This is a genomic window from Pedobacter caeni (assembly GCF_900129215.1).
Classification (GTDB): domain Bacteria; phylum Bacteroidota; class Bacteroidia; order Sphingobacteriales; family Sphingobacteriaceae; genus Pedobacter; species Pedobacter caeni.
In genome coordinates this window covers 609828-622872 of the sequence record NZ_FQUQ01000005.1, presented here as the reverse complement: position 1 = coordinate 622872, position 13045 = coordinate 609828, and the positions used below count along the sequence as shown (strand labels likewise).

Genomic DNA, 13045 nt, shown 5'->3' with positions numbered 1-13045 from the left:
CTTGCTTCAAAACCAGAAATGATCCCCAGAGGTAAATTAGACATTCCGTTTTCCGATATTTTTGCGGGTATCAGGTACTGCTTTTCCGGATATTTCTTTCCAGGTCAAACCTATAAAAACTCGATAGCAGGCAATAACAAACTCGTTACCCTATCTGTCAGGACGGGTTTTAACCTCCTCCTCAAGGCTTTAGATTTCCCTCCCGGAACAGAAATTCTGGTCACGGATATCAATATTCCGGATATGTTTAACATTATAGCAGCCCATCAACTGATCGCTGTTCCAGTAAGCATAGACAAATATTCCTTAACAATTACTGCCGGACAGGTATCATCCGCCATTACCCCTGCAACGAAAGCTATCCTGATCACGCACCTCTTTGGTGGCATTACCCCATTAAAAGAAATTCAGGAAATTGCGAAGAAAAATCAACTGATCCTGATAGAAGATTGCGCCCAGGCCTTCCAGGGCAATGGATACGAAGGACATCCCGAATCGGACGTACTGATGTTTAGTTTCGGAATGATCAAAACCAATACTGCCATCTCTGGAGCGGTCATTCAGATCAATACCCCTCAGCTATATCTCCTTGTAAAGGAATTCAATAACCAGTTACCAAGACAAAAGACCAGGCTTTATCTGAAAAAACTGATCAAAGCAATGTGCATTAGCCTGCTCGGCAAAAGAACCTGGTATACGTTGTTTTATCAATTGATCCAATCCAGGGGAAAGGATTTTGATCAGGTTCTCTCCTCGTTTACCAGAGGTTTTCCGGGAGATGATCCCCTGAAGAAAATCAGGTTCAGGCCCTGCCATCCAAATGAACGATTGCTGGAAAAAAGGTTAAATGCATTTAAACAGGAACAGGTATGGTCAAGAAAAAGACTTTCCGACGACATCCTGGAGAACCTTCCCGGGGAGATCAGAATCGGCTGCACAAATCAGCTTCATACCAACTGGGTGATTCCGATCCAGTGTCCGCATCCGGAAGAAATGATCAGACACTTACGTGTAAATGGCTTCGATGCGACTTCAAAAGCCTCCAGCCTCATCAAGCTCAATAATTCAGAAACAACAAAGGAAAATGCGAATGCCCTTTCCCTGACTCAACTCGTTTATCTCCCGATGGATACCAGTATGAGCCTTTCTGAACGCCATCAATTGGGCCGACTCATCCGGGAAAAACTCAGCAGAACCTCTCCTTAGAACCTGGTATACCAGGCCAGCTGAACCGCATGATTCATCGTGTTGTTGTTACCTCCTTTTACCGTCTGGTTTAAATAGCCGGCTTCCAGGTCCATCTTTTTGCTAAAGCGGTATCCTGCAGCTAAATATGCCCTGTTCTGATCAAAAAAATGACCATTTAATTTATTTTTATGCTGCACATTGAAGAAAAGCTCATTCTGTAAAGCAGCAAAAAATCCCTGTTCAAAGTTTTGCTGTCCCTTCGCCAGGGGAAGAATCGTCCTGATAAAATACCTGAAACGTTGTGAAAACAGATCGCCACCACCATTCTGTTCCATGAACCTTTGTTCCAGACGAAGCCTATGGCTGATATTGACTGTACTGATCTTATGCTTATAAATATATTGCTGCCAGATCCGGTGTTCTGTCAGCCGGTTGTCTTTCCTGCCCACCTGATCTATAAAAGTTTCGTTCAGTAAATATCCCAATGTAACATCACTTTTATCATTGATAAAATAAGTAAGTCCTGGTCTGAACATGAAATTTCTCAATTGAGAAAACTGATCGGAAGACCTCAGTTGTACATCAAGATGGGTCCCCCATTTTTTATTGATTTTGGTGTTATTCATAAGAAACAACCAACCGGTGCTCTGGTGTTGAATCTGGGCAATGGCCAGCTGACCAAAACTGCATAGCATCAGCAGTAAAAAAAGGGAAATACGCATGTTGTGATAATTTATTCCTGTGTTTTGCCCAAAATAATAACATTATTTTAAAGATTTAAATTCCTGACAAAAATTCAACATTGTTATTCCCGGAGACAAAAAGTGTATTGCCAGTTATTATGTCTATTTTGTTAAAAAAAACATGGGTGTAAAAAAGCATTTATTAGATGCTCAGGCTAAGTTGCCAGAGGGAAGAATTGTGAGTGGTCCGGTAACGACTTCCGATGATAAAACTTATCATTTCAAAAACCAGGCTCCTGGCTCAGATTTCTACCTTTATCTGATCAGAGACGACAATGGCTGGTATGAATCCGGAGGGAATGAAGCCGAACATCCACAGGAAGTTGTGGACCAGATTGGTGCACAGATTGACGACTTTTTAAGTAAAAATGCATAAACAAAGAAAGGCCGGTTTAAATACCGGCCTTTCTGTTATAAAAGATATTGCTTAGTCTATAACCAGCTGACTCAATGCAGCTTTAGTAAAGCCTTTTAACTCTTCAGTACGGTTTTCTTTGATTTTCTTTACCCAATTCGGATCTGCAAGTAATGGTCTTCCTACAGCGACCAGGTCAAAATCTCCCCTGTCCATCCTGCGCATCAATTCTTCCAATGAACTTGGTTCAGAGCTTTCGCCTGCAAAAGCGCCTAAAAACTCACCGTTCAATCCTACAGAACCTACGGTAATCGTTGCTTTTCCGGTTACTTTTTTTGCCCATCCTGCAAAGTTCAGATCAGAACCTTCAAATTCAGGCTCCCAGAAACGACGTTGTGAAGCATGGAAAATATCTACCCCCGCATCTGCCAGTGGGTTTAACCAGGCTTCCAGTTCTGCAGGAGTTTTCGCCATCTGATTGGTATAATCAGCAGGTTTCCATTGCGATAACCGAAGGATCACCGCAAAATCTTCCCCTACCTGTCTGCGCACTTCTTTAACCACCTCAATTCCGAAACGGCTACGATCTGCTAAAGTTTTACCTCCATAACCGTCTGTGCGCAAATTCGTGCCTTCCCAGAAGAACTGATCGATCAGGTAACCATGGGCACCATGAATCTCCACCGTATCAAAGCCTAAACGTTTTGCATCTGCCGCTGCAGAACCATAAGCCAGAATTGCATCAGCGATGTCTTTTTCAGTCATGGTCTTTCCGTTGTTAAAACCAGGTCTGTTCAGGCCAGAAGGACCTTCAAACGGTTCAGATGGCAACCATCCCGAATGGTGGTTGTCCATCACTCCCATATGCCAGATCTGAGGACCCATTTTCCCGCCTGCTCCATGAACATCTTTGATCACTTGCTCCCAACCCGACAATGCAGCTTCTCCATGAAAATGAGGAATGTTCGCATCATTGGAAGAAGAAATCCGGTCGATCACTGTTCCTTCAGAAAGGATCAGGCCTACTTCGCCCTCTGCTCTTTTCTGATAGTAAGTGGCCACATTGCCACCTGGAATTCCATTTGGAGAGAACGACCGTGTCATAGGGGCCATTACAATTCTGTTTTTTATATTTAATGATTTCAGGCTAAACGGTCTGAATAAGCTGTCAGTATTCATATATATATTATTTATTTAAATATCAGATTGGATAATTTTACTCAACTCCTCAAAGGCAGGCTCATTACGTTTGTAATAAGTCCATTGCCCTACCCTGGTAGACTCTACCAGACCTGCGCGTTGCAGAATAGATAAGTATTCCGAAACAGTAGATTGGGTAAGTCCCGCTTTTACCTGGATCTGCCCTACACAAACCCCGACTTCAAAACCTGCATGAATCTGATCCGGAAAGTTCAGTTCAGGATCTTTTAACCATTGCAGGATCTCCAGTCTGGTTTTATTGGAAAGTGCTTTAAATATTTCTAGTTGTTTCATGGTACAAATATATATCGACTTTTTCCGATATTCCAATTAACAGAGCAGAGATGACACCCCAATGATAATACATCGGCTTTTCCCGATATACCAATTAACTTCTGACCGGAATGTCTTATATTAGCCGCAGAACCCATTTTAGAAATTTAACCCAACGATAAAATGTCCTACCCTGTATCACATACCCGCAATTTCTTTGCTACGCTGGCCCTGCTATCTGCTGGTCTTGCCGTACATGCGCAAACTGCAGCTCCAAAATCTTTAAGCCCGGATTCAGGAGCTATAAAAGCGATAAATGAGCAAAGTTTTGCAAAACATATCCGCATTTTGGCTTCCGATGAATTCAAAGGCCGCAAGCCTTTTACCATCGGAGAAACAAAAACCATCAATTACCTGAAAACGGAATTTGAAAAACTGGGACTTAAACCAGGAAACGGAAAAAGCTTTTTCCAGGAGGTTCCTATGGTGGACATCAAATCTGTCCCTGAAGAGAACCTGATCATTAAAGGAAAAAACGGATCGGTTACTGCCAGCTTTCTGAACGGCTTTGTTGCAGGAACCAAACATGTAGAACCAGAAGTCAGCATCACCAACTCTCCATTGGTATTTGCCGGTTACGGCATTGTAGCTCCGGAATACAAGTGGAACGACTATGCAGGTTTAGATGTGAAAGGAAAAACAGTGGTCGTGATGATCAATGACCCCGGATTGTCAGATCCGGGATTGTTCAAAGGAAAAAACATGACCTATTACGGTCGCTGGACGTATAAATTTGAAGAAGCTGCCAGACAAGGTGCAACCGGGATTCTCATCATCCATGACGATATTCCTGCCGGGTATCCATGGTCTGTAGTGAGAAGCGGCTGGTCAAAATCGAAACTACAGCTGGAAGCTGCAGATCAGAATAAATCAAGGGCCACTGTTGAAGGCTGGATCAGCCTTGACATCGCCAAACAACTCTTTACCCTTGCCGGCAAAGACGAAAGCTTGTTTAAGGAAGCACTAAAGCCCGGTTTTAAAGCGGTTGATCTGGGGCTGACCACTTCCCTCAAGATCAAAACGACCATCAAAAGATCAGTATCAAATAATGTGCTTGCCCTGATTCCCGGAACAAAGAAAGCGGATGAGGCATTGATCTATTCTGCACACTGGGACCATTTTGGTGTAGGAGAAATTATTAAGGGAGATTCGGTATATCATGGTGCTGTAGACAATGCAACCGGTGTTGCTGCATTATTAGAACTCGCTGCAGCCTTTAAAAAAGCAAAAGTAAAACCAGAAAGGTCCATCCTGTTTATCTCCTTCACCGGAGAAGAACAGGGCTTGCTCGGTTCTGAATATTATGCAAAATATCCGGTATTCCCGGCAAAGAAATCTGTTGCAGACATCAATATGGACATGATGGGACTTGCCGGAAAAACCAAAGACATTGTTGTTTATGGCTACGGACAGTCTGAGCTGGAAGATTATGCCGCTTCATCTGCAAAAAAACAAGGAAGGATCATCGTTGCAGATCCGGTTCCTTCTTCTGGTTTGTATTACCGTTCAGACCATTTCAATTTTGCAAAAGTAGGCATCCCCTCCCTGTTTACAGGTTCCGGAGTAGACAACGTTACTCATGGAAGAGAATGGGGCATGAAACAAGCCGAAGACTATATTAAAACCAGATACCACTCCCCTCAGGACAATTTCGATGAGAAAACCTGGGAAATGAGCGGAATGGTAGAGGATGTCCGTTTGCTGTTTGATATGGGCTATCGTTTGAGCAAAGAACAGACTTTCCCGAAATGGAAAACCGGATCAGAGTTTAAAGCAATCCGGGAGAAAAAATAAAAGAGCATAAAAAAAGCGCTGATCAATTTCCTATATAAAAGGAAACGGATCAGCGCTTTTTCATTTAACAGGATCAGCGTTTATCCCACCATACTTTAGAAAGGAAAGAATCCCCGTTAGATAACCTGCCTACAGCGGCCTGATAATTCGCATTGTTCAGCTGTGCTTCTCTTGTTGAATAAATCGCCCTGCGGGGAATTTTACCACCTGTAGAACCAGGGTTACTGCCCGGGGTCAATACCGGATAGCCATTTCTCCGCCATTCGGCAAAAGCCTCATAATTTCTTCCAAACAAATGAATCCATTTCTGGGTCATGATTTTTTCTAATTTCTGCGCATCAGACAAGCCAGTAAAAGACAATACCGTGGTATTGTAGGCCGGAGGAATCGTATTGATCGAATAAGGAGCCAGTTGAAAGGCTGCCGTTACTCCTGCTTTAAAGAAGGTCTCTGCATCTCCTGAAGATGCTCCCCAGCCCAAAAGCGCTGCTTCTGCTTTAAAAAAGCTCACCTCAGAATAGGTCAGGGCATACGTTGGAATCGGGGCAAATGCGGCACTAAACCAGGTACTCAATGAAGGCGTTGAATAGTTGTCCCTGATTACCTGCGACAACTGTGCATCGGTCAAAGCTACCCCCAATCCTGCATAATCAGGTTTCCCCGCTTTTACGCTGTTCACTGTTGGCTGCGCCAAAAGCGGCAACCGTGGATCACTATATTCTTTTAATTTATCAATTAATGCCGCAGCAAGATACCTCAAATCAGAACTTCCGGTTTGAAATTGTCTCAGCATCGGATTGGTATTTACCGGCTGCGCATTGTTAAAGGTAGGCACTGCCGCATTGTCTGCATTTCCACTGAGCAATAAAGCTGGATTGGCCATTGCAGATTCTACGGTAGATCTTGCCAATGCTGGGTTGGCATAACGGAGACGTAAGCCAAGCCGTAACTTTAAAGAGTTTCCGAACTTCCGCCATTGCGGGATACTTCCCTTATAAAAGAAATCCGCAGTACCATAGCTCTCGTCATTGTCATTTAACTGCGCAATCGCACTGTTCAAATCTGCAATCAGCGAGGTATAAATACTTTCCTGAGTATCAAATGGCGCAATAACCTGAACATTAGCAGGGTCTTTGGTGATCTGAGAATAAGGAACATCGCCAAAAAGATCGGTTAGCCTTTGCCAGATACTGATTTCATAAATCCTCGCAATGGCCAGTTTCGACCGGCCTGAGGGATCACTCTCTTTACCTTTAAGTTCTAAACTGATTTGTTTCAGATCTTTGATCAGTGAATAATGCTGCTCCCATACCGCATCTTCGGCAGATTCCAGATATCTTGATACAGGAACGACCGGCCCTCCTGCCCAATGTTGAGTCCAGGATCCCAGTTTATTATTTGGCAACTCACCTCCTTCGGCAAAAGTACCATCCTTTAATACCCTCGAAAATACCAGGGAAGGATCTATGGTAGTCACCGATGTTGGTGGTGTATTCAGTCTTTCAAAATCTTTGGTACAGGAGCTTAAGCCCATCGCAACAGTAAAACTGCAGAGTACCATTTTTACAATATGTTTCATCAGAATTATATTTATATGATCGGTTATAGCCCTATGTTTAAGTTAAATCCAATATTTCTCAGCATCGGTAAAGAAGTCGATTCGATACCAATAGAAGAATTAGAGGTATTGAATGCCGAAGCTTCCGGCGAGAAACCGTCTGTTTTGCGTTGGAAGTAGAACAAATTACGTCCGTACACACCCAGGGTAATGCTTTTGATTTTAGAGGTCGGCATCAACTTAGCCGGCAACTGATAGCGAAGGCTGATTTCCCTCATGGCAATATAACTTCCATCATTCAGCATTTCTTCGGATACCATCACCTCCTTGTCGCTCGCTACCATATTCCAGTAATCCTGTGCTTTTACTGATTTGGTGTTTTGGGCTCCTGTCCCGGACCAGCTGCCATCCGCATTTTTCTTCCCTACCACTCCGGAAGCTACATAAGAGCCATCCCTTCCTGCTACCGTTTTATTGGTCGTACCATAAATGATTTCCTCTCTGTTGCTTTGAGAGAAGATCATCCCCCCTTGTCTGATATCGACTAAAGCATTCAATGTAAAACCTTTATAACTGAAAGAGTTGAAGAAACCACCCAGCCAATCAGGCTGCGCATTTCCTATTCTTTCCACTACCCTGCCATTGCTTCGTAGCGGAAGGCCGGTATCCGGATCAATCAGGCGGTTGCCATTTTCGTCTTTCAACCAGGCAAACTGCGTTCCGATGAGCTCTCCAAAAGGCCGGCCTACCTGTGCAACTACGTTGATCCCCCGATCAGACCCCATTAAAAAGGTTTCTACCCCTGGTGCAAGGGACAGCACCTTATTTACATTTTTATTAAAGTTGAAAGTTGTTTTCCAGGTAAATCCGGAGGCTGTTTTGATGGGCGTTCCATTTAAAGACAGCTCAATACCACGGTTCCTGATTTCACCCGCATTGATCCTCATCACATTGAACAAGCTGGAAGGTGCAATAGGAACGTCCAGAATCTGCTTTTTTGTAGAAGCCTGATAAAGGGTAAAACCTAAACCCAGTCTGCCACCCCAAAGCTCCAGGTCTGATCCAAACTCAATAGAGGTCGTTAGCTCATTTTTAAGGTTCTTGTCTGGAATCACAGTCGTGAATGAAGCCAGGGGAACTCCTCCATGTGAGAACTGGTCAAGGCTGTAAGTACCAGTTAGCTGATAAGGATTTCCGGAGCTTCCTGCCTGGGCCCATGAACCTCTGAACTTCAGGTAACGAAGGGTTTTACCACTCATACCAAAGGCTTCAGAAGCGATAAAACTGGCACTTGCCGAAGGATAGAAAAACGAATTGTTGTTGTTATTTAAGGTCGAAGACCAATCATTTCTTGCGGATAAATCCAGAAACAGGTAATCTTTATATCCAATCTGTCCGGAAGTATACACCGAATTGATCTTCGATTCTACCAGGTCAAAAAGATAGGAGTTCGTCAGTGTATTGTTGATGACATACAGATTGGGCACTACGAACTGGCTTCCGGTATTTCCTGTCTGACGCAAATAACGGCTCAGGTGACTGGCACCAAGGTTCCAGGTTACGCTAAAATCTTCCTTAATCTTAAAATTACTGTTCAGCAAGGCATCAAAATTGTCTTCACGCACCCTGATCACTGTTTCACTCATATCTCCTTTGCGGTTCAGACTCTGATAAGTATTTACTGCACGGTACCTTAAGCGCTGATCAGTATAAAAATCGGTTCCTCCTGTTGCACTTAGCTTTAACCAGGGTTCGATATCATAAGACAACCTCAGGAAACCAATCACCCGGTCCCTTCGGTCGGTATTTTTTGTTTCATTGATTGTCCAGAAAGGATTTGCGGTTGAACTATTGGTGGCATAGGTCTTTTCCAGTCCGGGAACAGGACTGGAATATCCCAATTGTTTGGCCACATCAGCGGCTGTCCATTTATACTGTCCGAGGATATTCATAGGAATACTTCTCGGCTGACTGATCAGCAGATAAGCCGGATTGTCTGAAGCATCAGACAAAGTCGGCCTGTTTGTCGCGTCCTGAATGATGTAATTCAATTTTGCGTCGAGTTTAAACTTATCGGTAATCGAAGCCTGTGTACGCAGGTTAAAGTTGTTTTTCTTCAGCTTATTTGTTGGAACATAACCATCAACATAGGTATTTGCATAAGAAAGGCGGTAGTTTACTTTTTCATTTCCGCCTTCTACACTCACGTTATTGGTCAACTGTTTTTCATTTTGAAAAAAGCCGGTATACGTATCACTTTGTGGTGTGAGCGACAATAAGTTTCCCCACTGGTCTTCATAAGGCTGTCCTTCCATTTTTGGTCCCCAGCTGGAACGCGTCAGCCGGTCGCGGCCTCCACTCATCTTTGGTGTGCCGGCAAAGCCTCCGTCCAGGGCCTGCTTCATGGTCACGATTGTTCCATCAGATTTTCTGAAATGGGTAAAGTCGCCATTTAAACCCTGTCCATAAACATTCTGAAAATCAGGGGCCACCAATGCCGAGCCTACAGAGAAATCGGAATTCACCTGAATGTTCATTCCTTTGCCTGCCGTACCGGTTTTTGTCGTGATCAGGATCACCCCATTGCTTCCTCTTTGCCCATATAACGCAGCAGCATTTGGTCCTTTCAGAACAGAAATTGTAGCGATATCATCCGGGTTAATGTTCGAAATCCCATCTCCGTAATCCGTTCCTCCGGAACTACTGGCCGCTCCTATATTCTGATTATCGATAGGCACCCCATCCACCACATATAAAGGCTGACTGTTGCCAATCAATGAGTTATTCCCTCTGATGACCACCTTTGATGAGCCCCCGCTTCCTGAGGAAGCCCGGCTCACCTGTACACCGGAAACTTTTCCGGAAAGGGAGTTGGCCACATTCACTTCGCTCCCCTGGGTCAGTTCATTGCCTTTCAGTTCAGCCATGCTATACCCGAGTGCTTTTTTATTTCGCTTAATTCCAAGCGCGGTAATCACCACATCATTCAGCTTGGTGGCATCTTCGTCCAAAGTCACTACTATAGACAATTTATCCAGTAGGTTGATGGTATATCCTTCCAGTACTTTGGTCTTGTAACCGATAGAAGTAAAGGTAAAAGTATACCCTCCACCAGGAGGAATGCCACCCGCAGAAAACAGGCCCTGCATATTGGTCGCAATGTTACTTCTGAAATTTTTGTCTTTGTTTTCGATCTTTACGGATACTCCCGGAAGGGCGCCTCCACCGGCATCTTTAACAACTCCTGTAACCGATGCCCCGGTCTGGGCATTTGCTGTCCCTGCAAGCAGTAAGAAAATAAGACCGCTAAGCCATATTCCCTGAATCCGCCTTTTCGAAATTCTTGGTGAAATTTGTTTCATAGTTCTTTTCAATAATCTTTTTACAATGGTTCTCTTGTAAATAGTTGGTTAATTATCTAGTGGTGGTTTTGTTGCAAGCTCAGGTAATAGGTACTGTCACGTTTGTCGATTTTTAGTTTGTTTAACAGGGCGATCTCTTTAATGATCCGGTCTGCGGTCAGACTATCCCTTTTAAATGCTCCGGTGAAATACCGGCCGGACATTTCATGCGCTTTGAAATGAATCCTTGTGGAAAGTTCTTTATCTAATGAATGGAAAATGTTTTCCAGACTCTGGTTCTTAAAGGAAATGGTTTCTAAAGTGATTTCTGTACTTCCTGCGACCTTGATTCGCGGTTCTGTTTTCTTTTCGGAGCCAGCAAGCTGATTGTCAAAAGTGGTCCGGTTCACCGAAAGCTGTTCTCCGGCATTTAAATACACTTCCTTTGTTTTCCCTTTTTGTGGCTGCTCCGGCCTCACCACCACACGGCCTTCATGAAGAAAGATCCTGGTATGAGACTCCCCTGAATTGGCGGTAATGGTGAAATCTGTCCCCAAAGCGGTCGTCACAGTTCCCCCCGCATGTACATTAAAAGGACGCTCAGGATCTTTTGCTACCTTAAACCGGGCTTCTCCTTTCAGGTAAAAACTCCGGTCGTTGCCCTGAAAATGTTCCGGATAGCGGAGCTCACTTCCCGGTTTTAGCAGCACCACAGAACCGTCTTCAATGGCCAGCGACACTGCCTCTTTACCGTAATTCATTTTCACCAGATTGTGGAGCATAACTTCAGGAACCTGTACTTCTGCTGGTTTTTTGTTCATCAAATAGCCAATACCAAGCAGCAGGAATAAGGATGCCGCAGCACTTAACCACCAAAGATTTCTCTTTTTCGGTACTGTAAAATCCAGCTTTAGCCTCAGCTGGTTCAGGATTTCAGTTTTCTTATCCTCAGGAAACAAGGAGACTTCATTTTCCAGCTCATTCCAGGCCTGATCCGGAAGAAATTCTTCCAGCAGTTCCGGGTGCTGCTGCAAATAAGCGGCAACTTCTGTTGCTTCTTCTGCATTACATTGGTTTTTGAAAAACCGTAAGATCAGTTCCTTAGTCATCTCCATTTCTTTCCATACGTTTGAAAAGGGCCTTACCCCTAACCGGTAAAAAAATATTTATTTATGCTTACAGTAAATGCAGGACAATCATCAGTGGTGTAAAGCCACGAAGGTATTTTAAGGCGAGTGCCATATGATTCTCTACTGTTTTAGGAGAGATACCGAGTTTCTCAGCGATCTCCTGGTAAGAAAGATGTTCCATCCGGCTCATCAGAAAGATCTGCTTCCTGACCGGGGGCATCTGCTCGATCGCCTGATAGACGATCTGAAGCGCTTCTTTATGCTCCAGTGTATTTTCCGTAAAAGACGCTGCCCCGGATCGCTGAACCCTCTCTTGGTATTTCCTGGACTGGGCAGTTTTCCTCAGCTCATCAATAAAAATGGTTTTCGACATCCGGAAAAGCTGGGTGCTGAGGTTATGCTCCAAAGAAAGCTGCTCCCGCTTTTCCCATAGGCGTACAAATGCCAGCTGAACAACTTCCTCCGCAATTTCTTCGCTATGACACTGCTTAAGGATAAAAGTATAGATTCTACCGCTCCAGTGGTGATATGCAGATTCAAAAGCCTTAATGCTGCCATTTTTTATAGAAAAAACATCATTCATCCCACCTGAAAATTAGAATTCCTAAATTACAGAGATTATCGAGAGTAACAACCCGGGATGCGAATATTTTAAAGCTGGTGATCCATATGGATCACCAGCTTTAAAATAAAAAATAAAACTGTTATTCAGACCATGGGGAATGGAGAATACAATTGCAAAAGTTTTTATGCTGGAAATTGGGAATCATATAACCACATACATCGGCTTTGATATTGCCAAAAGTGGTCTCCGTTTTATGCTTAAACCCATCAAAAAAGGTTGGAATGATCTTTTCCTTGAAATTATTTCTGGGAAATGCGCCGACAATCGCTTCCCTGTTTTCTACACTCAGGTGTTCATATCCCTCCCCCATCACGTCCAGACCTACACCCGAATACATCAGCGCCACTTCAGGCTCTTTATGTTCTGCAATTCCGATTGTGGTATGCAGTGCGATCGTATCCCAAACCAGTTGCAGGGATTCTTTCGGCAAACCATGGCTTTTCAGAAAATCCCTGGCTGCATTTGCTCCGTCTACCTCAAAACGCTGATCAGCGCTGCTGTAATGAGGGACAAGCCCAAGGTCATGAAACACAGAACTGACGTACAGCAATTCCGCATCATACTGGATTTGATTCCGTTTTCCGTTTAATGAAGAAAACAGGAAAACCCTCAGAGAATGGTTATAAATGAATTCCGTTCCATGTGTTAACAGCAGTTCTGTTGCCTGACTGGCGATGGCAGAATCAGGAATATCAATTCCCGCAATGGATTTAATTTTGTTTACAGACATAATGAATGAGTTTATAAGACAAAATTAAGCTGACAAAAGCCTTCAGGG

The 13045-nt window shown here is 43.8% G+C and carries 11 protein-coding genes; 3 read left to right on the top strand and 8 right to left on the bottom strand.

Annotated features, from left to right (window positions below):
- The first annotated feature begins 18 nt into the window (after window positions 1-18).
- Window positions 19-1206 (top strand): aminotransferase class V-fold PLP-dependent enzyme, encoded by a 1188-nt coding sequence (locus BUC20_RS26640; RefSeq protein ID WP_073235408.1) that lies wholly within the window; start codon window positions 19-21, stop codon window positions 1204-1206.
- On the opposite strand, the gene BUC20_RS26635 is transcribed toward BUC20_RS26640, so the two are convergent.
- The gene (locus BUC20_RS26635) at window positions 1203-1910 is read right to left on the bottom strand and encodes a DUF2490 domain-containing protein (protein ID WP_073235406.1); all 708 of its coding nucleotides are present in this window, start codon (window positions 1908-1910) and stop codon (window positions 1203-1205) included. The two genes, BUC20_RS26640 and BUC20_RS26635, sit on opposite strands and share 4 nt — an antisense overlap.
- Before the next feature lie 142 nt (window positions 1911-2052).
- Here BUC20_RS26635 and BUC20_RS26630 point away from each other — a divergent pair, with 142 nt between their 5' ends.
- Complete coding sequence (locus BUC20_RS26630) at window positions 2053-2307, top strand: hypothetical protein (protein ID WP_073235403.1); 255 nt, start codon at window positions 2053-2055, stop codon at window positions 2305-2307.
- A 51-nt stretch (window positions 2308-2358) separates the two neighbouring features.
- Here the strand turns inward: BUC20_RS26630 and BUC20_RS26625 are convergent, their stop codons facing one another.
- Window positions 2359-3465, bottom strand: coding sequence for an NADH:flavin oxidoreductase (locus BUC20_RS26625; RefSeq protein ID WP_073235401.1), 1107 nt, complete (start codon window positions 3463-3465; stop codon window positions 2359-2361).
- A 15-nt stretch (window positions 3466-3480) separates the two neighbouring features.
- Window positions 3481-3780, bottom strand: a complete 300-nt coding sequence (locus BUC20_RS26620; RefSeq protein ID WP_073235398.1) for an ArsR/SmtB family transcription factor — start codon at window positions 3778-3780, stop codon at window positions 3481-3483.
- Window positions 3781-3942: 162 nt separating this feature from the next.
- Between BUC20_RS26620 and BUC20_RS26615 the strand changes: the two genes are divergently transcribed.
- Window positions 3943-5613 carry a M28 family metallopeptidase gene (locus BUC20_RS26615; RefSeq protein ID WP_073235396.1) on the top strand — a complete coding sequence of 557 codons (1671 nt, stop codon included), beginning with the start codon at window positions 3943-3945 and terminating at the stop codon, window positions 5611-5613.
- 73 nt (window positions 5614-5686) lie between these two features.
- Here the strand turns inward: BUC20_RS26615 and BUC20_RS26610 are convergent, their stop codons facing one another.
- From BUC20_RS26610 to BUC20_RS26590, 5 genes are all read right to left on the bottom strand, one after another.
- Window positions 5687-7192, bottom strand: a complete 1506-nt coding sequence (locus BUC20_RS26610) for a SusD/RagB family nutrient-binding outer membrane lipoprotein (RefSeq protein ID WP_073235393.1) — start codon at window positions 7190-7192, stop codon at window positions 5687-5689.
- A 23-nt stretch (window positions 7193-7215) separates the two neighbouring features.
- Window positions 7216-10533 carry a SusC/RagA family TonB-linked outer membrane protein gene (locus BUC20_RS26605; protein ID WP_084529300.1) on the bottom strand — a complete coding sequence of 1106 codons (3318 nt, stop codon included), beginning with the start codon at window positions 10531-10533 and terminating at the stop codon, window positions 7216-7218.
- Between the two features lie 56 nt (window positions 10534-10589).
- Window positions 10590-11627 (bottom strand): FecR family protein, encoded by a 1038-nt coding sequence (locus BUC20_RS26600; RefSeq protein WP_073235391.1) that lies wholly within the window; start codon window positions 11625-11627, stop codon window positions 10590-10592.
- Window positions 11628-11688: 61 nt separating this feature from the next.
- A complete protein-coding gene (locus BUC20_RS26595) occupies window positions 11689-12225 on the bottom strand; it encodes an RNA polymerase sigma-70 factor (RefSeq protein ID WP_073235388.1) in 537 nt (178 codons plus the stop codon).
- A gap of 121 nt (window positions 12226-12346) precedes the next feature.
- Window positions 12347-12997, bottom strand: coding sequence for an HD domain-containing protein (locus BUC20_RS26590; RefSeq protein WP_073235383.1), 651 nt, complete (start codon window positions 12995-12997; stop codon window positions 12347-12349).
- Between the last annotated feature and the right edge of the window lie 48 nt (window positions 12998-13045).

Bases quoted from the DNA above. Each gene is read 5' to 3' on its own strand.
- BUC20_RS26595 (WP_073235388.1), bottom strand. From the start codon at position 12,225: ATGAATGATGTTTTTTCTATAAAAAATGGCAGCATTAAGGCTTTTGAA.
- BUC20_RS26625 (WP_073235401.1), bottom strand. From the start codon at position 3,465: ATGAATACTGACAGCTTATTCAGACCGTTTAGCCTGAAATCATTAAAT.
- BUC20_RS26605 (WP_084529300.1), bottom strand. From the start codon at position 10,533: ATGAAACAAATTTCACCAAGAATTTCGAAAAGGCGGATTCAGGGAATA.
- BUC20_RS26610 (WP_073235393.1), bottom strand. From the start codon at position 7,192: ATGAAACATATTGTAAAAATGGTACTCTGCAGTTTTACTGTTGCGATG.
- BUC20_RS26600 (WP_073235391.1), bottom strand. From the start codon at position 11,627: ATGGAGATGACTAAGGAACTGATCTTACGGTTTTTCAAAAACCAATGT.
- BUC20_RS26615 (WP_073235396.1), top strand. From the start codon at position 3,943: ATGTCCTACCCTGTATCACATACCCGCAATTTCTTTGCTACGCTGGCC.
- BUC20_RS26635 (WP_073235406.1), bottom strand. From the start codon at position 1,910: ATGCGTATTTCCCTTTTTTTACTGCTGATGCTATGCAGTTTTGGTCAG.
- BUC20_RS26620 (WP_073235398.1), bottom strand. From the start codon at position 3,780: ATGAAACAACTAGAAATATTTAAAGCACTTTCCAATAAAACCAGACTG.
- BUC20_RS26590 (WP_073235383.1), bottom strand. From the start codon at position 12,997: ATGTCTGTAAACAAAATTAAATCCATTGCGGGAATTGATATTCCTGAT.
- BUC20_RS26630 (WP_073235403.1), top strand. From the start codon at position 2,053: ATGGGTGTAAAAAAGCATTTATTAGATGCTCAGGCTAAGTTGCCAGAG.
- BUC20_RS26640 (WP_073235408.1), top strand. From the start codon at position 19: ATGATCCCCAGAGGTAAATTAGACATTCCGTTTTCCGATATTTTTGCG.